This window comes from Paenibacillus sp. FSL H8-0332 (assembly GCF_037963835.1).
In the GTDB taxonomy this organism is placed as follows: Bacteria; Bacillota; Bacilli; order Paenibacillales; family Paenibacillaceae; genus Paenibacillus_AQ; species Paenibacillus_AQ rhizoplanae.
In genome coordinates, this window is record NZ_CP150145.1 from 1,603,525 (window position 1) to 1,629,311 (window position 25,787).

Below are 25,787 nucleotides of genomic sequence, written 5' to 3' on the forward strand. Positions count from 1 at the left end.
TTTTGCAAAAATATGATGCAAAAGAGTTTAAAATTAATTATAATTAAGCCTAATATAATTAAAGCTTCATATTATTCGGCTAGAAGCAGGGGAGTCAGATTATTATAGAATACGCGTTGCAAAGTGCAGAGAGATGGCACCGGAGAATACTGTACGGCTACTGGATCATCGTACTCTGTCTGCTGCTCGCCCAGTTCCTGTATATGCTGTACTCCCGTTCTGATGAGATGCAGACGATTTTTAGTCCCGGCAAAGGCCATGTGTTCATAGTCTGCAACCTGATTATTATCCTGGCTATGGCTGCTGCCGAGGTCTGGCTGCGCCGCTCGCCCCGTTATCATAAGCAGGCAGTTGTGGTCTGCAGCTTCATGGTTTCCTATCTGATGTATTTTGTGCTGGAGCCTTATGTAGACGGTGCCCAGATGACGCTGATGATGCCCCTTATGCTGGCCCTCATCTATTTCGACCAGCGGCTGCTGTACTCGCTTGGGGCATTCAGTATTGCATTCTACGCAGGGGTCTACTTTGGGCTTGAACGGCCGCTGCTTGGCAAGCCGCTGCTGGAGTTTGTGCTAGTGGAGTGTGTGTATGTCGTCTTCGCCCTGACGGCGCAGGCGGTGATCCTCCGTGGCCGCGAGACCCGCGAATATCTGGAGCAGCTCACCAGGTCGGAGCAGGAGCTGATGGTGGAGCGGGCGATTTCGGACAAGCTGCTGAAAATAGACGCGTTAACAGGCCTGTATAATCACAAGACGTTCCATGAATATCTGGATTCGCTGCTGGAGCAGTGTGAGAGCAACGGGCTGAGGCTGCAGCTTGCGTTAATTGACATCGACAATTTCAAGCAGGTCAATGACAAATACGGACACTGGGTGGGCGATCTTGTGCTCAAAGAGGTGGCGGCTAAGATGGGCAGCCTGATCGGGTTGAATGACTTCGCGGCAAGATATGGCGGGGAAGAATTCGCAGTGATTTTTACGGATAAAAGCTTTCAGGAAGCCTACGCTGCTGTCGAGCAAATGCGTCTCAGCATTGCCGCCATGTGCCATCCGTATGCCGGAAACAAGCCCATTACTGTCAGTATCGGACTGTGTCACTATAAGCTTGGAGACGGCAAGGAGCTGCTGTTCCGCAAGACGGATGATTCGCTGTATACGGCCAAGCGTGGCGGGAAAAATGCTGTGGTGACCTCTGCGGTCACTTCCGGTGAAGGACATAAACTTACAGAAAACCCCCAAATTCCGATATAAACCGGGAGCTGGGGGTTTCAATGTCTGCACGGGCCTGGCGACGTTATTTACCTGCTTCAAACGGAGTGGATACCGGCAGGAAGAGGTCGATGATCCCGATGACCAGTGCGGCAAGCAGGGCACCAAGCACCGAGACACTGACACCGCTGACGACAAACTGCGCAATCCAGATGACCAGGGCGCTGACTAGGAAGCCGACGATACCGCGTCCGAAGGGCGTTGTTTTTTTGCCGAAAATGCCTTCAACGACCCAGCCGAGCAGAGCGATCACCAGAGCAAGCATGAATGCGCTCCAGAATCCCCCGACCGTGAACTGCGGAACAATCCAGCCGACCACCATCAGCACGATTGCAGCGACCACGAACCGTACTACATGAGCTAAGAATCTCAATGAACTAACCTCCTTTGGCGTTCGCTTAAGGATATGTGCGTTGTTATTGTGGCCCGAAGCCGGTTTTCTATGCCCTGAAATCATACCCAAATAGCGAAAATGGGCTAAATTAGGTATAATGGTTCCATCTATGAAGGGAGCTGTGACAGTAATTGGACGACAAAATTTTGCATACGCTTGAATATCGCAAGATTTTAAATAAATTGATGCAGTATACGCAGACGCCGATGGGACGGCTGACCGCCGAGCTCCTGAAGCCTTCCGGTGATTTCGAAGGGGTGAAGAAGCTCCTTCAGGCTACGGATGAGGCGGTAAATGTGGACCGGTTGAAGGGAATTCCTTCATTCGGAGGCGTGACCGATATCCGGCCCGCGCTGAAGCGTGCATCAATTGGCGGGATGCTGGGCACGGCAGAGCTGCTTGCGGTAGGTAACACGATTGGCGGGGCCCGCCGGGTGAAGCGGTTCATCCATGCCATGCATGACGATGAGAGCATTCCTACCCTCTTCGCACAGAGCGATCTGCTGTCGGAGCAAAAGCATGTCGAGGATGCCATCCGCATGTGTATTGACGAGAACGCCGATGTAATGGATTCGGCGAGCACGGAGCTTGCCACCCTCCGCCGCGAGCTGCGCGGGGGAGAGACGCGCATCCGTGAGAAGCTGGATTCGATGATCCGCTCGTCTTCGGTCTCGAAGATGCTGCAGGATCAGCTTGTGACGATCCGTGGTGACCGGTTCGTCATTCCGGTCAAGGCAGAGTACCGCGCCCACTTCGGCGGTATTGTGCACGACCAGTCGGGCTCAGGGGCAACGCTGTTCATCGAGCCGGAATCCATTGTGGCGATGAACAACAAGCTGCGGGAGACACGGCTGCGCGAAGAACGTGAGATCGAGATCATTCTGCACCGGCTGACTGCGCTGGTCGGCGATATTGCCGAGGAGATGGCTTATGATATCGATATTCTCGGCGAGCTGGACTTCATCTTCGCCAAGGCGCGTCTTGCACGCGACCTGAAGGCTACCCAGCCGCGGATGAATGACCGCGGATACCTGCGCCTGCGCAAGGGCCGCCATCCGCTAATTCCGGCCGAGCAGGTTGTGCCGCTGGATGTGGAGCTGGGGAATGATTACAGCTCTATCATCGTGACCGGACCGAATACGGGCGGGAAGACGGTGACCTTGAAGACGATTGGACTGCTCAGCCTGATGGCCATGTCGGGCCTCTTCATTCCGGCCGAGGAAGGCAGTCAGCTGTGTGTCTTCGATGCGATCTACGCCGACATCGGCGATGAGCAGAGCATTGAGCAGAGCCTGAGTACCTTCTCCAGCCATATGACGAATATTATATCCATTCTGAAGCGGATGACACCGAAGAGTCTGATTCTGCTCGATGAGGTCGGTGCAGGAACAGATCCGGCCGAAGGCTCCGCGCTGGCGATAGCAATTCTGGAGAATATTCACCGGACGGAATCCCGGATGGTTGCCACTACACATTACAGTGAACTGAAGGCATACGCTTATGAACGGGCAGGCGTTATTAACGCCAGCATGGAATTCGATGTGCAGAGCCTGAGCCCTACTTACCGGCTGCTGGTCGGTGTACCCGGACGAAGCAATGCGTTTGCCATTGCTGAACGCCTAGGGATGCCAAGTGCGATCCTTGAGCATGCGCGCGGCGAAGTGAAGGAAGAAGATATGCGCGTTGAGCATATGATTGCTTCCCTTGAGGAGAACCGCCTCACTGCAGAGAACGAACGCATACGGGCAGAAGAGATTCGCCGTGAAGCGGAGGAATTCCGCAAGCGGCAGCAGCTGGAGCTGGAGAAGCTGGAAGGCCAGCGCGACAAACGTCTCGAGAAAGCAGAGAAGGATGCCACCGAACTTCTGGCCAAGGCTCGTAAGGAAGTCGAGGAAATTATCACTGGCCTCCGCCGTCTGGCGCTGGAGGAAGGCGCATCCGTCAAGGAGCATAAGCTGATCGAAGCGCGCCGCCGGCTGGATGAAGCAGAGCCTGCACCGCGCAAGAAGGCTGTGCCGCGCAGCACGGTCAAGGCGCCGCGTAAGATTCAGCCAGGGGATGAAGTCAAGGTAGCGAATGTGAATCAGAAGGGCCTTGTGGTTGAGCTGAGCGGTACCAAGGAAGCTGTTGTACAGTTCGGTATCATGAAGATGAAGGTCAATCTGAGTGATCTGGAGTTCCTGGCTTCCGCACCGGATGCTCCTCCGCCGGCTCTGCGCAGGGCCACAACGGTCAAGCGCACACGTGATGAGAATATCCGTAATGAGCTTGATTTGCGCGGTGCGAATCTGGAGGAGGCTATTATGGAGACAGACCGCTTCATCGACGAAGCTTTTCTCGGCAATCTGGGGCAGATCTCCATTATCCACGGCAAGGGGACGGGGGTCCTGCGGACAGGAATTCAGGAATACCTTCGCAAGCACAAGCATGTCAAGAGCTATCGGCTCGGGAACTACAATGAAGGCGGCGCGGGTGTGACAGTGGCTGAACTGGAGTAGCGCCCATAGTCCGGCAGGGAAGAGGGAGAAGTGTGCAGGATAATATTGATCTTTTGCTGGAACATCCGCTGGGGGCGCTGCTAGGCTACTTCACTGTCGCCATATTGGGGCTGGTCGTATTCCTGTCCTTCTTCGAAATGGTGACGAAATACAACTGCTGGGAAGAAATCCGCAAGGGGAATGTGTCCGTAGCTATGGCAACCGGAGGCAAAATCTTCGGAATCTGCAACATCTTACGCTTCAGCATTGAAGCGGGGGCATCGATCTATGAGACGATGAAGTGGTCGGTTGTAGGCTTTTTGCTGCTGCTGCTTGCTTACTTCCTGTTCGAGTTTTTTACTCCGGTCTTTTCAATTGATGAAGAGATTGCTGCGGATAACCGGGCCGTAGGACTGACAGCCATGCTGCTCTCCATATCCTTGTCCTATGTGATCGGCGCGGCCATATTCTGAATTAGGGGGCAGGGAGATGAAGCTGCTGGTTAGGATTCTGTTTTTTTCAGCCCTGGCTTTTATAGCGGCCGGCATTATATATTTAACGGTGAATTGAACCGAATGTGAGTAAGCGAAGGAGATTATACAGATGGAGACAACAGTTTGCCCATGGTGCCATACCGAGATTGTATGGGATGAGGAGTTTGGACCCGAGGATACCTGTCCTCATTGCAATAACGAGCTTAGCGGCTACCGCACAGTGACGATAGGTGCAGAGGATCTGGAGGATGAAGAGCCGGATACGCAGGAAGCCTCCGGGGAGGAAGAGATCAGCGACGAGAACCTGTGGGATGACGACGACAAGGATAGCGTGGTGCCTGTATGGGGTACGCTGAGCCAGTTCGGCGATGACTATGACCTGAAGCGTTATGAGGACAAGGTCTCAGGCTTGCTGGCTGCCCAGCTGGAAGCGCCGGAATGCCCGCAATGCCATGAGCTGATGCTTCACTCCGGTACGCAGCAGGTAGACGGGTTCACTCCGGCAACGCCGGAAGCGCTGGCTGGCGCAGCGGTGCTGAAGCCTCCCTTCGCGCTGAATGTGTACGTCTGCCCTTCCTGCTTCCATGTGCAGCATAGTCTGGCGCAGGAAGACCGCATCCAGCTTGTCCGCAATCTGAGCACCTCCGCCGAATAAAGATCGGATTCATGCTTTCCCTGCCTTCTGGACATGTTAGTGATAGATGAAGTGTCTTAGGACGAGCAGGGAGGGCTGGCATGAGAGGTTCAGAACGGGGACAGGCGGCGCTGCTGCTGGCTGTAGGCGGGCTATACCTGCTGGCTACAGTACTTGCAGGGACGTTCCTCAACGTATATCTGTGGAAAAGCCGGCAGAACTTCGCCATGATCGGCTGGTTCACCGTGGCCCAGCAGATTGCCGTGGGTCTCAGTTTTTGGCTCGGCGGCAAGTGGGTGAAAGAGCATAACAAAATGAATGCCCTACGGCTGGGAATTGCCGTATCGGGCTTTTTTTATTTGCTGGTGCTGTGGCTGCAAGGAGAAACGGTGCATTTTATTTGGCCGCTGGGCGGGGTCCTCGGACTATCCATCGGGCTGTATTGGCTGGCGTTCAATATTGTATTCTTCGAGATTACGGACGTGAGCAACCGCGATTTCTATAACGGGTGGATGGGTCTGCTGGGTTCTCTGACGGGAATAGCCGGACCCTGGGTGTCCGGCTGGATGATCTCCCGCTGGCAAGGCGGACAAGGCTACCGCATGGTATTCATACTGTCGCTCTGTATCTATGGGGTGGCTGCTGTGCTCAGCTTCGGCCTGCGCAAACGGCCGCGCGGCGAAGCCTATCTCTGGCTGGAGCCCTGGCATGAGCTTACCCGCAGGCGCAGTCCTTGGCGGCCAGTTGCGGCGGCGCTAGTGTTCCAGGGCATCCGGGAAGGCGTATTCTCCTTCCTGATCGGTCTGCTCGTCTACATTGCAGCACAGGAGGAGAGCAAGCTGGGACAGTTTGCTCTGCTGACCTCTGCTGTATCCCTGATCAGTTATTACGCGGCTGGCAGATGGTTCAAGCCCCGTGCCCGGCTCGGCGGTATGCTGGCAGGCAGTCTGCTGCTCATCGCCTTCCTTCTTCCGCTGCTGTGGAAGGTGAACTTTACGACCCTCCTAATCATGGGGATAGGGACCTCGCTCTGCCTGCCGCTCTACATGCTGCCGATGCTGTCCACCAGCTTCGACCTGATGGGAGTGTCCGAGGAGAGCGCCGCCAAACGCGTGGAGCTGGTAGTACTCAGGGAGCTTAGCCTGATGAGCGGCCGCCTCCTCGGCCTGCTGATCTTCATCGCGGTGTTGTCACAGAGTCAGTCTCTGCGCACCATCACGCTGCTCATGCTGGTGCTGGGCGCAGCACCGCTGGGAAGTTGGGTGGTGGTGCGGGGGTTGCTTAGTTCAAAATGTTCACAAAATGAACAATATTAAATGATTCAATTATAGGGTATTATTGCCAAGGTAAGTACAGATTGTAATTGAAGTGATTTACAAATGATTTCTCTTGAAATAACCATTAGAACTAAAAAGGCAAACCTGTACGAAAGTCAGGGACGCAAAGCCACGGGCCTTACCACAGGGCGGGAGACACCCATCTGTGAATGGTAGCCGGGCCGCTCTTTCCGGTGGTTTTTTTGCGCCTTTTTTTAATGAATTGTAATTGAGCGGAGGTCTTTTATGACAAACAAGAAGAGTCTTATAAGTAAAATATTGTGTTTTATCATTCTGGCTCAGTTCCTGACCCCTTTTGTGGGATTCTCAGAGATGAAGATTTCCGCACAGGACAGTGTTCTCAAAATCCAGTTTCAGCCCGAAGAAACGCCCCTACAGGACGGGGAGCTTGCAGATTCTGGAGCCGTTTTTAGCGTTAAAAACCAATACGCCTACGGCTGGAACATGGATCATACCGATGCAACCGTCTCAAGAGATACATACGATAACTCCGGCATAAGCAGCCTGACACGAATCCATCCAGATGGAAAGTGGGAAATTGCACTAGACAATGGTACTTATGAAGTCTCAGTAACCGTAGGTGACTCTGTATATAGCAGCAACAATTCCCTAACTGTCGAGAATATCAAAGTGATGGAGGGACTCACTCTTGAAGCAGGGCAGCATAGAACGGTCAAGAAGAAGGTTGCTGTCGAAGATGGAAGACTAACGTTAAGTCAAATCAATGCTGCTGGAATTGAGACTGCTCTCAATAGCATAGATATTTCATTAGTTAATACATACACTCCCGCCTTGATACCGCCTCAAATCCGCCTGCCCTTTGAACCCAATAAGGTTGCCGGAGACAAAGTTCTCCTATCTGGAAGTATGACCAATGTACATAACGCACCGCCGTTTATTCGGGTGAATGGCCTGCAAGGAGAGATCTCCCGGCATATCCGCGAACAAATAGAATCTAATGAACAACAAATACAGCAGCTTAGCCAAAATGCAGTGGCAATAAGAAATTCTGATATTGAAGCTATTCAAAGCTCTATCCGCTCCAGCGGCAACAAGCCTGCAATTATTGTAACAGGACAACTGAATTTAGAATCAAGCGTTACGTTTGGAAGTGCAGAACAGCCTGTCATTTTAATCGTAGATGGTATGAATACGAACCGGAATCTGAATGTAACGGTGTACGGATCGCTAATCCTCCGTGGAGGATTAAATGCAAATACTGAGTTAGATGTTAATGTTATCAACCCTGCACCAGATGAGAATCTTGGTAACCTATGGGTACAGGGGACTGTGCATTTGAATAATAGTTCCAATATTCATGTGGATAATGAATTGTTTGCAGGTTCTTTGGTTTATAACAATGGCTCGCTCGATCTATCCGCGAAACGGATAGTAGTACAAGGCAATATGAATATCAATACTATGGTAACTATGAATGTAGACGAAGAAATGTCTGTTGGAGAAGTGGTATCCAATAACTCAAGGGCAGAACTAAATGTAGCCCAAGGGGACCTCTTTGTCCGGGACAACGTCAGTGTAAATAATCATTTGAATATCAATACAGGCGGATTATTTGCAGTTGGCGGTAATGTCATCTCGAATCAAAGACCTGTAATTCACACGGGGAATGAGCAAGCAGGACGTACATTATTGAAGTATGTTTTGTCAGGCCTTAAGGCTGAGTATTACAGCAATAATAATTTTACGGGCAAGAAGGCCGTGAAGGTGGATGAATCCATTTCTTTGGCAGGCCAACCTGTCTTGGGTGTAACAGGAATAGCGGACCAGCATTTCTCAGTAAGATGGACAGGGCAAATTCAACCTAACTATACAGATCAATATATCTTCTCCGCTAGAACCTCAGGTGGAGTCAGACTCTGGGTGAATGATCAGCTCCTGGTGGATGACTGGACAACGAAGCAGCATGTGGAGCAAGGCACTATCCTGCTTGAAGCCGGTAAAAAATATGATCTGAAGATGGAATACGCTAATGATATGGGGAATCCTCAGGCCAGCTTATTCTGGGAGAGCGAGCAGCAGATTCGTGAAGTGGTGCCCTCTTTATCTTTAAGACCTTTTTCTATACCTGCAGTAAATGCGAGTGCAACGGACACATCGATTACCCTCAGTTGGTCTTCTTTATTTAATGCTGACGGATATGAGGTGGAGTTCGATAAAGAGGTTACCGTTCTCGGCACTGAACCTTATTTTACAGAGGGGGATCTTAGTCCGGGAACAGAGCATTTCTATCGTATTCGGGCAATCAGTGGAGATATCAAAGGGGAGTGGGCGATAACTTCATCTTATTGGACCTTGCCGGCTGCACCACTGAATATTCAAATGAATGCAACAAGCCATACCATTACTCTGGAATGGGAGCCGGTGATTGGAGCCTCCAGTTATGAAATAGAGGTTAATAACAGCACGAAGAATGTAGGACCTGTGCTAACTTACCAGGAGAATGATCTAAATCCGAATATGCCAAAAGTATTCCGTATCCGAGCCGTGAACAGCAGCGGAGCAGGAGCGTGGAGCGAAGTCGTTACGAAGACTACTCTGGTTGGAGTACCTACCAAGTTACAAGGGATTGCTGATGATCAATCTATTCAATTGCATTGGGATGCTGTATCAGGAGCCATTGCCTATGATTTGGAGATAGATGGAGTTGTGAGTAATAACATTACCGTTAATTCGTTTATACATGGCAGTCTCCAATCTAACAGTAAGCATAGTTATCGTGTACGGGCTAAGAACAATGATGGAATCAGTGAATGGAGCGATACCATCACAGTGCATACTCTGCCTGGAGTTCCGCAGAATTTTACAGCACAAGTGGAAGGAAGCTCTGTGCATGTAGCTTGGGACCCAGTTGCCGGGGCCACAGGGTATGACATCGAGGTAGATGGTGATGTGCTGGATAATGAATTGAAGCTTGAATTCACACATTCACAGCTCCCTTTGAATTCAGAGCATACCTACAGAGTGCGGGCCAAGAATGAGAATAGAGTTGGAAGCTGGACCAAAACGATTATTTATTCTACTCATGCAGGGGTTCCTGCTAATATTCAGACTACAGCGAATAGCAATGAAATCACAATAACTTGGGACGTTGTTGTAGGTGCGCTAAGTTACGATATTGAACTGGATGGGACAACGATTCGTAATGTTTTGGATAACCTCTACATCCACAATAAGCTGGCGCCCTTCTCTACGCACAAATATAGGGTAAGAGCTGTAAATGCTGCGGGAGCTGCCGAGTGGAGCGGATACGTAACTGCAACCACGACCTTCGGCAAACCATCTAATCTGAAGGCATTAGCCAAGAATACAAGTATTGAACTTACGTGGGACAAGGTAGAGAGTGCGACTGGCTATGATCTCCTGGTAGATGGCGAGGTTCTGAATAATGAAGAATCGTTATCCTATAAGCATACTGGATTGGAACCCTATTCCTGGCATAATTATCGGGTCAGAGCGAAGCAGGGAAGCTTCCTTGGAGAATGGAGCGAACCGCTTACGATTTCAACAGTGCTCGGGATTCCGGGAAACGTAAAGACAGAGACCAAGAGCAATCAAATCCGATTATCCTGGGATTCAGTTAAGGGTGCTACCGGCTACGAAATTGAAGCTGACGGTACAATGATTGACAATGGCAGCAAGATTGCTTTCACACATACCGGTTTGTTGCCTAACACTAAGCACAATTATCGGATACGGGCCAAGAACACTCAGGTCGTCAGTGATTGGAGTGAATGGACTACGATTGTCACTGGGATTACAGCTCCAGAGGTACCTAAGAACCTTAGAGGCGAAGTTACTGTGAATTCGGTCCAGCTTGCCTGGGATTCAGTGAATGGTGCATCCGGCTATGATTTGGAAGTAGATGGACAGCTCATTTCGAATTCCAACCAGTTGGAGTACACACACAGCGGACTTGAGCCCAATACAATGCATGCTTATCGCGTTCGGGCTAAGAATGCAGGAGCGACCAGCGACTGGTCAGAGCTTTTGAAGAAAACAACGACTCCAGCATTAACGATTAAGCCGGATAAGGATTCTCAGCTTAATTTCGTAATGATCATCCCTTATAAAAGTGACAAATCCGAGCGCAGGGTTACCGTCACCTATAATGCCAAGGATCTTGAGGTCATGGATTTGCGTGCAGAGACTCCAGACATGGAGCTTGGGATTGGCAGTATTGCAGGTACACCAATCAATATAATCCAGTTTGAACCGGGAAAAATAGTCTTCAGCGTGCAAATGAGCAATAAGGCGGCGATGAACACTATTATCTTCACTGCCCTGACTAATCAATTTACTAAAGTAACCTATACCATAGAGTAGATTTTATAGCGGTAGGAGAGGAACTATGAAAGATATGCTGAAAAGATGGATATCTATTTTATGTGTTTTTGTAATGGTTACGTTAATTCTATTCCCAGGGGGATCACAGGTTAAAGCAGCGGGAGAGTCTAATATTATCAGCTTTGCTGATCTCCACTTTGATGGTTTCATAAAAACTGCTGGATGGGTTCCAGATATGGGCGAAATTGACTATATAACGTTAGATATGCCAGGAATTACTGTGAAAAACATACGTTTTGATTTATCTTCAAGAAAAATGAGTTACGATATTGCCTTGGATAAAGCAGCCATTATGACCTCAGGCTCCAGGACCTATTGGTTCTCAAACAATCAACGTTCCAGATATTTGGATATAAATGTTTATATGAGTAATTCAGGTAGTGGTGCAAGTGCGGGTACCTCCTCACATAGAGTTACCGAAGGCTTGAGCACGGGGGAATCAAATAATACTTTTATAACAAATATTAATGATTTAATTCCATATGAAGGTTTGGGACTATACGGTGAGCTTCCAACAAAGATTAGTGTCTTTGTAAGTGCTGGAGATGCCCAACATATCCCAAATCAATTTTATAATGGATGGAGAAACTCAATGGGTGTACCTCTCCCAGAGCAAAATCTAACCTCCAATGCAGCCCCTACAATAACCATACCAACACCGAACGGACAGCAGCTTAGTCCAAGCTCCCTGTTCATCCCTGTGATAGGGGTATCAGATTCGAACGGTGATGCGCTAGAACTGAAATATTATATAGATTCAGAGGCAGCTGCAAGGGAAAGTAAGACGATAACCAATACAGCTACAACTCAAAATGTATCCTTTAATCCATTGAACATAGCAGCTTTACCGGAAGGCAGCCATACCATCCGCTTTACAGCCAATGACGGAAAAGTCATCACCCAGAATTCTGTAACCATCTTTGTAGATAAATCCCCTCCGGTAATTGGAAATATCAATATTATTTCTTCTGACTCACAGGTTCAGATATCGGGAACAGCCACAGATTCCATATCAGGGCTGGATAACATTCCATATCGTTACACAGTCGGAAGTCAGTCGAGCGGCTGGACCACACAGCCAAGCTTTACGGCAACAGGATTAACTCCAAACACTGCATTTTATACCAAGATTGAAGCCAGAGATAAAGTGGGGAATAGTGCAGTCCATGAGCAGAATGTGTATACAAAAGCACAAGCTCCGGCAATATCTGTTCAGCAAAATGGTGAAACATCCTTAATCATGCAGCTTCATGATCAGAATGCTGCTTCAACCCAATATTTGATTCAAATGGGTACAGCTTATGTTACTTCTTCCGGTACTCTCAGTTCTTCGCCTGTATGGTTTACCCCGTCTAATAAGACGGTAGTTATTAACGGTTTAACAGCAAATACCTCTTACTCCTTCCAGGTAAAAGCAAGAAATAACGAAGGGGTAGAGACAGGGTTCGGAGGGCTGGCAAGCGGAACGACATTAGCCGCTGCACCTGGCGGAATTACTGCAGAAGCTTCACAGCAATGGATTAAGCTTGCATGGCCTCCATCAGCGGGTGCCTTAGGTTATGAGGTAGAGGCAGGTGGAGCGATTATCAATAATGGAACTTCTACTTCCTATACGCATAATGGATTATTACCCAATACTCAGCACACCTATAGAGTAAGAATTATCAACCCGGGAGGTACGAGTAGCTGGAGCCAGGCTTTTACTCAGATGACATTGCCCGAACCGCCGGCTTTTCCTAACAATTTATTGACAGTCCCATCGCAGAAATTCATTTCATTAACCTGGGATTTGGTTCCTCATGCTACGCGGTATGAAGTGGAAGCCGATGGAGTTGTGACAGACAACGGCACGCTTAACTCCTTCACGCACAAAGATCTGGAAGCTTCAACGGATCATACCTATCGTGTAAGAGCAGGTAACTTAGGAGGAGTGAGTGAATGGAGCGCACCTGCCGTACAGCAGACATGGCCTAATCCGCCAGAGACTCCCACGAAGATATCAGCAGTGCAGGATATTCATACGGTAACTGTGAAGTGGGACGAGATGGAACGGGCCAGCGGCTACGAGATTGAAGTGGACGGGCTAATTATCGACAATAAACAATTGACCAGCTATGCCCATGAAGGATTAGATGCACTTAGCGGTCATACCTATAGAATTCGCGCAGTTAATATAGGCGGGAAAAGTAAATGGAGCTCTCCTCTGGATGTAACCACTCATCCGGAAATACCGGATGTACCCACGAACATAATGACGACCGCGGATGAGAGTCAGATTACTGCATCGTGGCGCACCGTTCCTCATACGGATAGTTACGATATTGAAGTGGATGGCGGAACTATAATCACTGTAAAGGATAACCTGTTCGTGCATGACCAGCTCGCTGCAGATTCCAAGCATACGTATAGAATCAGAGCCGCTAATATTAGCGGAACAAGTGAATGGTCCAAACCTATAACTATGGCTACCATGCCTGCAGGAATAAACACAGAATCCTTAACAAATGTAGTAGCGGTAGTGACGAATAAGTCCATTACCCTGTCGTGGGATACTGTTGCAGCAAATGCACGATATGAAATAGAAGTGGACGGCAAAGTATTGGATAACGGTGCAGATACGATTTACAATCATACCGGACTACGTGCAGAAGAGTACCATCTCTACAAAATCAGAGTAAAGCAAGGAAATGAACGTGGAGACTGGGTGGCAGTATTAGCACTCTCTACACTTCCTAACCTGCCTGACTCCCCTTCCAAAATAGAGGGATTTGCCCAAAACAACTCGATTGAATTGCGCTGGGAGAAGATGGACGGGGCGAATGGCTACCAACTAGAGGTAGACGGGAAAACGATAGATGTCGGTAACAATATAACCTATCAGCATAACGAGCTTACTTCAGGAACCGCTCATACGTACCGGGTAAGAGCAAAAAATACATCAGGAGTGACTGCCTGGAGCCCTTCTCTACAGAAGAGTACTACAAGTCCGGATTACGTTCTTAAAGTCAAGAAGGATAAGGAAGCAAGTCTGACTCTGCTGGCTCAGAATGTGCAGGATTTCAGTGAACTGGAATTTGTAGTGACCTATAATCCGGATGAGCTTGAATTAATCGATTCATATGATTTCACTCCAGCCAGAGATCTCTCTAATGGAAGGATTACCGGTTCTAATTTAACTGCAACCTATACCCCTGGGAAAATCACATATTCCATCGATCAGAATGTTGTCCCGGGAACCTCTTGGTCTGGTGAGATTACCACGCTCACCTTCAAGTCGAAAATAACCGGCGAGAGCAACGTAAAAGTTACAGTAGATTGAATGATACTGAAGGAGAATGGTAATGATCCGCAAGCGAAAATACAGATATATATCCATAGCAATCATAGTGGCTCTGCTGGCTGAAGCTGCTATCGTGACCTTTCCAAGACTTAACCGGGATTCAGCAGTAGAAGAGTCTTCCCAGCAGCAAGATGAGCAGACGGCTGCAGAGCTCTCTAACCTTAGCGGAGTTGCGGCAAAACAAATTCTAGCCATGAAAAAGTCAGGTTCTTCATGGAATGAAATTACGGAGACTCTAAAGCAGCAGCTTCCGGCGAACAATACTGAAGACAAGCAGGGGCGTTCAAATCTCCTTCATGAGGCTGGTCTGGGTGAGGAATTACTTAAGGAACTTCGTCAGAAGGGCTTCCAGGATGACGAGATCATGGAAGCTAAAATGCTGACGGAGAGAACTATGCAGCAGTTAAAAGAAGTAGTCAGCAGTGTAGCATCTATTGTGGAGAAGCCGGAAGCAACCTCAGAACCATCCGGTTCGGCTGAGGAGGATTTGCAGTCTGCGTACGTAACGATTAATGAGCAATTTAATGAGGGGGAGGCAGTTACTCTCCTTCTTACCTTGCAACAGGAGTTCGGTTCCATGGAAGCTGTAATGAATGAATACTTACTGTCGCTTCAGATTGGGCTGAATCTCAAGGACTACATTACTGATCCCAAACAGTATCAGGAAAATAAAGAACAACAAACTATTACACTCAAAGAGAGTGAGATTGTAACACTGGACTCTCTTGAAAAGAGGATGCTGGAGCAATTACAGCATGCGAATGAAGCACCCAATCGTGAAGACAAAGAGAAGGCTGCTGACCCGATAAATCTTGTAACGGAAGACAAGGAGTCACTGATTCCGGATATAAACCCGCCTACGGTGCAGGATGTGAGGCCGGAAAATCCGGGTGAAGCGGTCAGACAAGAAATTCAGGCAATGAATCCTAATTATAAATAGAGGAGCTAAGAGGAATGAACAAACGTAAGGTACTTCGGATTTTCGCTTTTATAATCATTCTGATATTGGTGTTCCAGGCAGGGGTAATGGCCTATGCCAAAGTGGCCGTTACTCCTAAAGCGGAGACTGAAGATAGTCATGGAATGAACGCTGGACCTGTACAGTCTGAAGTGGTTCAGAGTTCATATGATCAGTTCCTGAAAGAATTCAGTGTTCAAGAGACCTACCGTAAGCAGATTGAAGAGCTGGTTGCTGGCGGTTATAGCCGTGCAGCTGTTTTGACCGCTTATGACTTCTTATACCACAATTTCGGTAATGTGAATGAGTGGGCTGCTATGCTGGAGGCCAGAAATACAGGCAAGACCTGGGAGGAACTTTTCACACAATACCGTGAGACTCATAAAGAATTTATCCCCAGATCCTTCGAATCAGAAGAGCTTGAACTTCTAATGCAGGTGCAAGGAGCAACCTCTGACGATATTATGATTGCAGACCGACTATCTTTCGTAACCGGTAAGCTGTTTGGAGATTTACTGACTACGAAGCTGAAAAGTGGTAAATGGAGCAGTGTTTTTGAACGGGAAAAGGTATTGTACAGTGGAAATCCGTTTCCAAGAGTTCGGATAACAGAGGAAGAAGTTCGTAAGTATACTGGGGACAGCAAGCTTTCCGATCAGCAGGTTACACATGCTTTTGTATTGGCACAGAAGCTTGGGGAGTCTGCCAAAGTTGTAGTTACCCAAGTCGCGCAAGGAATTTCAGATGAAATGATCATGGCCCAAACCTATACAGAAAAGTACGGGCAATAATTTAGCAGGCAGACGGGGGTAACTTTGTGAAGAAAGCATGTATCCGAATATCATTGGCTTCTTTTATCTTGATGATGTTTTTCTTACCGGCAGCAAGTGCCGAGACCTTACAGGATCAACTTAATAATCTGGTAGGGCCGAAACAAAAGTATAATACTATGCTCTCACCGGCATATTTAAGAACCAATGAAACGGTTGACGAAATTAGCCCTCAGAGTGGTTCACTAACCATCACTCAGACAGATTATGTCCTGCCTGGCAAGAATGGATTGGATCTTGAATTCAAACGAATTTATAAGAATGAAACAGCGAATGTGCAAGAGATGGAAGTGAATTATGTAGACGGAGCCTGGGTAGACAGAGCCTTCTCTTATGCCAAAACCTCCTCCTTCTATGAGGATAGATATAACCTCGGCATGGGGATGCGCTTCTCCTTCCCGAATATTGAAGTGAAGGTGAATTCGGACGGCTCCAGCCATAAGTTTTTGCATACAGACAGCGGTGATGTATATCGCCTTAAGCCTGCTAATCAAGATGGAGCCTATGTATTTTTACCGGAGGGTCAGACTGTGAAAGATGTGGTAGTCCGTGAAGCTGTCACTTATCAAAATGGACAAGCAGACGGAACCTCCAAGTACAAGATGACAGGCAAGGATGGAAAGAATACCTATTTCGCCGAAGACGGCCGGATCTTGGGAATCGTGGACCGGTATGGCAACACTATTAATTTTCAGTATGAGTCATTGAATTATTATATGGATGGTCATTCCATTAACAAGAAGCTGATCTCCAAAATTACGGATTCAGTGGGCCGCGATACAACGATTGAATACAAAGAGGATTTCAATTACACAGTAGGCCCGATCAGCATTGATTCTCCTGTAGGTGCGAACAACTATTATAACGCATCGCAAAGTCCCAATAATACGGATTCCGGAGATCTAAAGGGTAAGTTCCAAGTGATTGTCCATCTTCCGGGCGATAAAAGCATTGTGTATGACAAGTCAGCAGCGCTCGTTAATGATTCCAAGCATGTCATAAGAACCCGGCTGCAAAGGGTATATGACACGGATGCAAAACCGAAATTCATGTTCTGGTATGAGCAGCCTGATCTGGGCTTCACCTACTTCAACAAAGATAAATATTCCGCTTATTCCCGTTACGAGAATCTTGTACTGGTAGATGAAGTAAAGAGCAATAAGGCGAAGAGCTATGTATATAACACCTATACCAAACGGCTTAATGAAGGCAGTATGCAATACAGAAAGATTTTTGAGAGTAGTGATCTGATCAAGAAAGGGTTCGATCCTGCCAAACCAAACTTTCTGGATAAATTCATAACCGAAACCTATAACAAGAAGACCTACACCTATACTAATGAAGCTGACGGCTACGGCACCGCAGACTATAAGCAGGATGATAAGACTTATCTTAAAGATACATACCGTTATTACACAACCATCACAGATGTTAACGGCAGCACTGTCAAATATACATACAACGGTAATCAGGAAATGATTCTCACCGAGAAGCTGGGCAAGAATCACAAGGAGACCGTTACCAGTGAGCATGATGAGCTGAAGCTGGTCAAGAAACAGGAGACGCTTATCTATCAAGTGGCTGGCGGGCAGGCTACAGGTGAGCCGGTTCATTCCATTGAGAACTACCGTTATGATGAGTACGGCAATATGACCAGTCATACCGGACCTATCGCTGAACGTGACAGCAAGGGTTATCCGGTGAACAATGAACACACCGAACTATTCACCTATGATATTAATAAATATCATATTCTGACCCAGAAGACCTGGAAGCTGGATCAGAATAGGGCGGCTCAGACCAATTATGAGCTGGACAGTAAAGGCAATGTAATTAAAGAGAGCAAAGCCGCGAATGATCCGGCGAATCCCTGGCTAATCACAGATTACGTCTATGATTCCTATGGCAATCTGATCCGCAAAACCGTACATGACCGTTCGCAGGATTTCACCACTCACTATGAATATAGTATCGATGCCAATGGTACAAATACCAAAGGGGCTTACCTGACCAAGCAATATCAGCAGGCCGATGGCAAGACTTATGCCAAAACCTACGCCTATGATATGCAGACCGGCAATATAGTCAGCGAGATCGATGCCAATGGCAACAAGACATCGTATCAATACGATGCAGTAGGCCGTGTACTGAAGAACATCCGGCCGGATAATAAGGCAATGCAGTACGAATATCTGGAGAGCCCGTATGCGAACTTCAAGATTCAGTATACGGACGCGGGGAATTACAAGTATCTGAATGAATATGATATTCAGGGGAATTTGTTGAACCATAGCATCAATAGCCAAGGTGAATGGAAGAGGTTATCCTCCCTACAATATGATGCTTTTGGCAATCTGACTAAAGAAATGAATAGTAATGGACACAGTACTCGCTATGCCTACGACAGCAATCAGCAGATTGTGGAGAAATCCTTCTATGACAATGATAAGGCACTCAAGGCAGCTGTGAAAATTGATTATCAGATTAACTCTTCTCCCCAGTATCCTATGCTTATGACGATTACGAATGAAGAAGGCTATGGTAAGAGGTACTACTATGACCTTGAGAGTCAACTAGTCAAGCAAGAGGTTACGCCGGATCGTCAGACGTATTACGCCTCAACCTTCACTTATGACTATGTCGGCAACATCTTAACAGACACTGACGAAGGCAAGCATACTACCCGTTATACTTATGATGCCTTGGGAAGAAAGATTAGCGCCACTGATGCTCTGGGTAACACGACAGAATATGGCTATAATGCGATGGAACAACCTGTCTCCGAGAAAGCCCCTGGCGGTAAGATCACAGAGTGGATCTACGATGGATTGGGTAGAAATACCATTCAAAAAATCTATCAAGCGGGAGCTTCGGATTATTTCTATACCAATAGCCAATATGATGCGGTGAATAACAGGGTTAAACTTACGCAGGGGCTGTATTCAGCAGGAGTTAACAAGGATTCTTCAATAACCTCCTTTTCATATGATTCTCTCAACCAAGTGACAGACCAAAATGTCAGCCTGGACGCTGCTACCCGTTCACACACATCTAACGAATATGATGCAAACGGGAATAAAATTAAGATTGTAGAATATGCAGATTCAACTGGCGCTAAACAGATTGTACAGAATTATCAATATGATTTTGCCGGAAACATAACGTCAGAGACAGGATCATCCAAAGAAAAAGGGGATGACGGATCACTTGTAGAAAGAGGGGCCTATCAGACCTTAAACGAGTTTGACCTCGAAGGAAACCTGCTGAAGACGAGGCAATTCAATGGTACGGGTTATGATACTGAGGAGAATACGTACAATTATAGAAATCTTAAGGTATCTTCCTCCAAGCCTTTTAATGACAAGGGCCCTAGAGTCAGCCGTTATCAATACGACAAGTCTGGCAATCTGATTACCGAGACGTCAGTAATTGATGGAACTGAGCGGACAACCTCTTATACCTACGATGGATTAGGTTTCGCAATAGGGACAACCGATCCTCTGGGAAATTCAAGCCGTTATCTTTATGATACAATGGGCAATTTGCTTAAAACGGTAGATTCAAGATACTCTGCTCTTGCTATGGAAAAGGCTCCTGGCATTGAGAATGAATATGATGCAGAGAACCAGTTAATTAAGACTATTGCTTTTGACGGAACCAATCGTGAGGTCATTGCTTACAAGGAATATGATGGTAGGGACAACCTTATTAAGGATGTGGATGGAGAAGGGTATAATGCTACTCATCCAGAGCAGTCAATAGGTCTGTTATATCAATACAATGTTATTGATAAGCCTGTTGAGATTATCTCAGCCCAGGCTGCTTATGATAACAAACAGCAGGGCATCCAAAAAATCAGCAAACAGCTTATCTATGATGGTTCTGGTAATGTATTGAGCGAGACCGATGGGCTTGGTCATACTACTTCATATCTCTATGATCTTGGAAGCCGTTTGAAGCAAACAATATATGCTGACGGATCACGTACGACGGTCGATTATGATCTTACAGGTAAATGGGTCACTATTAGTACGGATAAGTCAGGCCAACAGACCAAAAGCTACAATACTATTTTTGGCTCTCCTTATCTAATAGAATATCCAGACGGCACCTCTGAGTCCTTCCGTTATTCAGCGCAAGGCGAATTGCTGGAAAGCATAGACCAGAATGGGAAGTCTGTTTACTACGGTTACGATTTAGCAGGTAATCAGATATCCAAAAAAGAATATATTCGTGCGGATGAGGCCAACACCTATTACCGCTACACCGTTATGAAATATGATGAAGCTGCTAAATTGCTCTCGACAGAAACCTTTCAACTCACTGTCTCAAAGAAAAATGGAGCTGTAACTCAGTCCAGCATGGGAGACCTTACCCAGCAGATTTATGATAAAGGCGGAAGAGTTATTCTGGTTACAGGACCGTTTGGCAGAGAGAGTAAGCAGGATTATGACCGGGCCGGAAATATCGTAACAACGTATCAAAAAATTAGCGATAATAATTATGATATTACACGGAACAGCTATGACTCCAGATCACGGCTTACCAAAAGTGCTTTACTGGTTAAGACTGCAGATATAAGTGCAGGTTTTTTACCGGGGGCTGTTTTTGACAATGAATATGTGGACCGTCTGGAGGCGGCAACAACCTATACCTATTCGAAGAATGATCAAGTGTTAAGCCAGAGCGATGCTAAGGGGAACACAACCTTATTCGAATATGATTATAATAAGCAATTAATGAAGAAGACGGACGCTATTAAAGGTTCAACGCTATATCAATATGATGCTGCGGGTAATGTACTAACCGAGACCAATTCAATTGGAATGCAAACCCGCTATGAGTATGATGCACTTGATCGTGTGCTGCGTAAAAGTCTGCCGGCTGCAGACGGCGGATTGGCTGTGACTCGATACATCTATGACTTAAGTGGTAATCTGATTCGGGAAATCTCACCTAATCAATACAACAAAGAATTGGATAGTACCAATCAGGTATTGGTTATGAAGGGGATTTCCTATACTTATGACAAGATGAACCGCAGACTATCTACAGTATCTCCTGAAGGGACGATTGTGGAATACCTCCAGTATGATGCTAAGGGACAGATGTCCAAAAAAGTGGATGGTCTCAGGTACTCAGGCAATATCGCCTCTTCCAAAGGTACAACCTATTTATACGATGGGCTTGGACGGCTGATAAAAGAAACCAATGTTCTGGGCTACAGTAAACGGTATGAATATGATGTGCTTAATCATTTGCTGGCACGAACGGATGAACGGGGCAACACGACTTCATATGAAGTCAATCCTGACGGAACACCTGGAAAAATTATTTATGCAGATGGTGCAGTATTTAAGTATACCTTTGACAAACTGGGCAGAAAGACTTCCGAGACGAATCCGCTTGGAGCAGTAACTACTACCAACTACACTACATTTGGCAAAGAAAAGTTTGTAAAAGACCCATATGGGTATACAGTTGAGAATAAATATGATCTTAACGGGAATCTAGTGTCGGTAAAAGATCAAGCTGGCAGCATAACCATTTTCAATTATGATGCCGGTAACAGGCTCATTGAAAAGAAATCTCCGCTTGCACTCGATGAGAGTAAGAACGTGATTTATGCTGTGGAGAGCTTCCAGTATGATGCGGCCGGAAATATGACTAAGAAGATTTTATTGGGATCAAAAGAGGATTCTGTAAGCCGGGAAACTACTTATATCTATTATGATAACAATCTGCTCAAAGGCATCACAGACAACAGCGGGGCAAGCTCTTCCATGGAGTATGACGAGAATGGTAATCTCATCAAATCAGAAAAGTTAAGAGATGCCGACCTAACAGATGTGGCGCAGTATGAGTATGATTCCCAAAACCGGATGGTGAAGCGGATAGGTTGGCTTGATAAGTCAACCCTTGAAGGTTATGCTACTCTGCCTAATCTAGCAGATCTACTTGATTCTTCCTATCCGAATAAAATCATGCAGATTACAACTTACAGTTACGACGTGCTTGGCAACAAAATTCAGGAAACAGATCCTAGAGCAAACGGATTCTTGTCCTCTGATTCGGCTAACCGAAAGGCATACACCGTAAATTATACCTACGATGCTATGAACCGCGTGGAGAAGGTAATTCGTGCTCTAGGTTCAACAGAGAGTGTAAGACAATACAGCTATGATACGGCCGGAAATAAAATTTCGGATAAGGATGAGAGGGGATACGTAACCAAGTATGCGTATGATCCAGTTAACCGGATTACTGTAGTCACTGATCCAGAAGGTAACAAGTTTACAACAACTTATGATCTGGCAGGAAATAAAATTTCTGATACCAATGCCAAGGGCTTCACTATGTCATATACCTATGACAAATTAAACAGGCTGACCCTAACTATTGACCCATATGGTACAGTGGTCAGCAAGAAAATTTATGATGCAAACGGCAATATAGTGAAGAGCATTGATGCTAAAGGTTATTCGGCAGGTGAGACCGATGAGTCCCGCTATGGAACGATTTATCATTATGATCTAGGCAATCGTGTGACTGCTGCTGTTGATCCGGTATTAGCTAGTAAGAATAGCACAAGTAAATTCACTACCGCTTATCAGTACAACATCTATGGCAACCTTATTCAAAAAACGGATGCTCTAGGCAGCTCTATTCGTTATGAATATGATAATGCTGGACGTTTGACTAAGGTTACTGATGCGCTGGGTGTGGAGGTCAGTTACAGCTATGACCGTATGGGAAACAAACAGTCCATGAAAGATGGACGGGGTAAAGTTACCCAATACCGCTATGGATCATATGGGGTACTGCTATCTGTCACGGATGCTGGCAATGCAACTATCAGTTACACCTATGATCTGGCACTAAACAAGCAGCGTATGATCGACCATCAGGGAAATAGTACACTATATTTATATAGTAATCAGAATCTGTTAACTGAGATGAGAGTAGTAGAGACTGGGGACAAAATTAACTATAGCTATGACGAAGCTGGAAATCGGACTGGCATGAATGACGAGAGCGGAACGTATAGCTACACTTATAATTCCCAGAATCAGTTGCTCCAAATTAGTAAAGACAGTAAGGTTCAGATCAAATACACTTACGATGTCATTGGAAATGTAGAATCGGTGACAGATACGTTGGGCTACACCACAACTTACCAGTATGACAAGTCCAGCCGGATGGCCCGTGTTGACTATGATGGTAAAGAAACTGCCTATTCCTATGATAAGAATGGCAACCGTACGATGGTACAGTATGAAGATGGCCTCAAGGAGGTCTATACGTACGATCTGAACAATCGTCTGCTAACCTTAACAAACAAGCGGAACAATGGTTCTGAGATATCCAGTTACCGTTATACCTATGATGATGCTGGCCGGCAGATTACCAAGACAGATAGTTTTGGATCAACTGCATACAGATACGATGATGCGGGTCGTATTAAGCAGGTAGAAGCACCAGGAAAAACGACAGTCTATGCCTATGACGGGGCAGGAAACCGGCAGTCTATGCTAGAGACCTACACCTCGCTGCAGCCTAGCAGTTATATCTTCCCGGATACCAAGCAAGCACTTCAGTATAAATTGAAGAAGAGTGAGTATCTGTATTCTTCAAGTAATCAGTTGATGAAGCTTGAAGAGCGGATGAGCGATACAACAGGGAAGGAGTTGCTGCTCAAAACTGTAGATTATCTTTTTGATAAGAACGGGAATGAGCTTAGTCAACGGACAGCCTATACCCAGCCTCATACAACAGCAATGCACCAGTCTACCGGGGGAGATACTTACGAGGCACAGACTAAAGAAATTAATAGTCTTATCGAAAAAGTAACTCAAGCCTATGACGGGTTCAACCGTTTAACGAAAGCTGTCAAGGTGAAGGCGGGAGACCGGACAACTGTAGATTATGTTTATAATGGTGACGGCTTACGGGTAAAGAAAACGGTAAGCAGTGCTAAAGCAGGGAATATAACAAAGGAAACGAATTATGTATATGACCGTCAGCACGTGATCCTGGAGATGGACGGAAGCAGCAAACTCAATGTACGTTACATCCGTGGTATTAACTACATTGCCAGAATGAATCAAGCTAAGGCATATTCCTACTATTTGTTCAATGGACACGGAGATGTTGTGCAGACTGTAACATCTGCAGGAGAAGTGCAGAACCAATATGATTATGATGTCTTTGGTAATCCTACTTTAAGCATCGAGTCCTATTCGGAATCCATCCGTTATGCAGGAGAGTATTATGATGGGGAGACAGGGCTGTACTACCTTCGGGCACGTTATTACGATCCGTACATCGGGCGTTTCCTGTCAGAAGACAGCTACTGGGGGGAAGACAATAACCCGCTCAGTCTCAATCTCTACACTTATGCCAATAATGATCCGATCCAGTATATCGATCCGACTGGTCACAAAGCAACGGCAAGTTCCATTCAAAGCCAGATCAACCGAAACGACGCTGCTGCGGACCACCTCGAGCATCTGTACCTGGCGAAGCAGAAGGCGTCTACACCGCCTCCAAAACAAGAGCCGGCAGCACCAGCGAAGCCTGGGCAGAATTCGACGAAGTCGGCTTCGTCGAAGCCAGCAAATAATAATAAGGCAACTCCACCAGCCACGGTAACAAAGCCGCCGGCAACATCAAACAGTGGCTCAACTAGTAGCTCACGTCCATCAGCAGCAGGAAGTGCAGCCGCCGCTGCAATATCAAAGCTGCAGCAGCAAAATACAGTTTTGGCAGCAGATCAGAAAAAAGTGAAGAAAGAGGAACAAGTTCTCCAGGCAGCTAAAACATCTGTTAAGAAAGATCCTCTACCTGTTAAGTCTTCTGCAAAGAATTCTGCCAGCGGATCTGTATTTAATTCAATAAAAAATGGAACGAAGAACTTAGTTGTAAATACCTACAATTTAATGATTGGTGACGATGCCAAACTGGCCTTCGGGAAGGACAAGTCGTTCTTGCAAAGAAGCGTAGGTTCTGCTAACTTGCTGCTTACTGCTGCTACTTTTGGTGGATCCGCAATTGTTAAATCTAGCGTTAAAGGTACTATCCAATTAACGGAAAAAGTAACAGCGAAATTTTTTACTTCAGCTGCGGTAAAGGATGCAGCAGAATTAGCTGGAAGTAAGGCGATTCAGAAATCAGTGCAGCACTCTAGTGCAGCAGTAGGAAGTCAGACTGTTCAGGAGATGTTGTCGAACAGCCAGAGTGGGCTGTATAGTAAACTGAGAAAACAAGGTATTCCAACCACTCTAACGGATGATGAGGTTAAGGCGGCTAATTCAGTTAATCTTAGGATGCAGGCTGAGGGGACGAGGGAAACTGGGACTGTCTGGGATAATATCAAAAGAACACAACCTAATAACCCAGGTACAAGCATTCCTAAATCATTTGAAGTAACAGTGAATGAGGAAAAGTATTGGGTGAATCCAAATGCTACTAAACATATGGTAGAGTATTCAACCAGAACTCTATCACATGGTCAAAAGTTAAATGAACAACAATTATTAAGCAGTTTTCAATCAGCTGTAAAAGAAGCTACGGAAAAGGGATATAAGTTTAATGAACCAAAAGTAGTTAGCAATTGGGAATTAATATTTAGTCCATCTAGGGAAGCTGGGCAATTACCAGTCATTAAACATGCCCTTTATATTCCTTAAA

The 25,787-nt window shown here is 46.5% G+C and carries 11 protein-coding genes and 1 riboswitch; of the genes, 10 read left to right on the plus strand and 1 reads right to left on the minus strand.

The window, feature by feature from the left end; genetic code table 11:
• Window positions 1-116: 116 nt before the first annotated feature.
• Window positions 117-1,250 carry a GGDEF domain-containing protein gene (locus tag NST43_RS06910; protein ID WP_339223325.1) on the plus strand — a complete coding sequence of 378 codons (1,134 nt, stop codon included), beginning with the start codon at window positions 117-119 and terminating at the stop codon, window positions 1,248-1,250.
• Between the two features lie 43 nt (window positions 1,251-1,293).
• On the opposite strand, the gene NST43_RS06915 is transcribed toward NST43_RS06910, so the two are convergent.
• Window positions 1,294-1,641 (minus strand): phage holin family protein, encoded by a 348-nt coding sequence (locus NST43_RS06915; protein ID WP_036696706.1) that lies wholly within the window; start codon window positions 1,639-1,641, stop codon window positions 1,294-1,296.
• A 152-nt stretch (window positions 1,642-1,793) separates the two neighbouring features.
• On the opposite strand from NST43_RS06915, the gene NST43_RS06920 reads away from it, so the two are divergent.
• From NST43_RS06920 to NST43_RS06960, 9 genes are all read left to right on the plus strand, one after another.
• A complete protein-coding gene (locus NST43_RS06920) occupies window positions 1,794-4,160 on the plus strand; it encodes an endonuclease MutS2 (protein WP_339223328.1) in 2,367 nt (788 codons plus the stop codon).
• A 32-nt stretch (window positions 4,161-4,192) separates the two neighbouring features.
• Complete coding sequence (locus NST43_RS06925) at window positions 4,193-4,612, plus strand: DUF350 domain-containing protein (RefSeq protein WP_339223329.1); 420 nt, start codon at window positions 4,193-4,195, stop codon at window positions 4,610-4,612.
• Between the two features lie 130 nt (window positions 4,613-4,742).
• On the plus strand, window positions 4,743-5,288 hold the full coding sequence (locus NST43_RS06930) for a hypothetical protein (protein WP_339223331.1): 546 nt from the start codon (window positions 4,743-4,745) through the stop codon (window positions 5,286-5,288).
• A gap of 80 nt (window positions 5,289-5,368) precedes the next feature.
• Window positions 5,369-6,583 carry an MFS transporter gene (locus NST43_RS06935; RefSeq protein ID WP_339223333.1) on the plus strand — a complete coding sequence of 405 codons (1,215 nt, stop codon included), beginning with the start codon at window positions 5,369-5,371 and terminating at the stop codon, window positions 6,581-6,583.
• An 88-nt stretch (window positions 6,584-6,671) separates the two neighbouring features.
• Window positions 6,672-6,773, plus strand: a riboswitch (cyclic di-GMP riboswitch).
• A 56-nt stretch (window positions 6,774-6,829) separates the two neighbouring features.
• Window positions 6,830-10,948: a PA14 domain-containing protein gene (locus NST43_RS06940; RefSeq protein WP_339223335.1), complete on the plus strand. Its 4,119-nt coding sequence runs from the start codon at window positions 6,830-6,832 to the stop codon at window positions 10,946-10,948.
• Between the two features lie 25 nt (window positions 10,949-10,973).
• Entirely contained in the window at window positions 10,974-14,288 is a 3,315-nt protein-coding gene (locus NST43_RS06945) for a fibronectin type III domain-containing protein (protein WP_339223337.1), read from the plus strand.
• 22 nt (window positions 14,289-14,310) lie between these two features.
• Window positions 14,311-15,249: a hypothetical protein gene (locus NST43_RS06950; protein ID WP_339223339.1), complete on the plus strand. Its 939-nt coding sequence runs from the start codon at window positions 14,311-14,313 to the stop codon at window positions 15,247-15,249.
• Between the two features lie 14 nt (window positions 15,250-15,263).
• Window positions 15,264-16,058: a hypothetical protein gene (locus NST43_RS06955; RefSeq protein WP_339223340.1), complete on the plus strand. Its 795-nt coding sequence runs from the start codon at window positions 15,264-15,266 to the stop codon at window positions 16,056-16,058.
• 26 nt (window positions 16,059-16,084) lie between these two features.
• Window positions 16,085-25,786: an RHS repeat-associated core domain-containing protein gene (locus tag NST43_RS06960; RefSeq protein ID WP_339223343.1), complete on the plus strand. Its 9,702-nt coding sequence runs from the start codon at window positions 16,085-16,087 to the stop codon at window positions 25,784-25,786.
• Window position 25,787 lies beyond the last annotated feature (1 nt).

Excerpts from the sequence above, each read along its gene's own strand:
- NST43_RS06940 (WP_339223335.1), top strand. The coding sequence starts at position 6,830 with ATGACAAACAAGAAGAGTCTTATAAGTAAAATATTGTGTTTTATCATT.
- NST43_RS06955 (WP_339223340.1), top strand. The coding sequence starts at position 15,264 with ATGAACAAACGTAAGGTACTTCGGATTTTCGCTTTTATAATCATTCTG.
- NST43_RS06950 (WP_339223339.1), top strand. The coding sequence starts at position 14,311 with ATGATCCGCAAGCGAAAATACAGATATATATCCATAGCAATCATAGTG.
- NST43_RS06935 (WP_339223333.1), top strand. The coding sequence starts at position 5,369 with ATGAGAGGTTCAGAACGGGGACAGGCGGCGCTGCTGCTGGCTGTAGGC.
- NST43_RS06945 (WP_339223337.1), top strand. The coding sequence starts at position 10,974 with ATGAAAGATATGCTGAAAAGATGGATATCTATTTTATGTGTTTTTGTA.
- NST43_RS06930 (WP_339223331.1), top strand. The coding sequence starts at position 4,743 with ATGGAGACAACAGTTTGCCCATGGTGCCATACCGAGATTGTATGGGAT.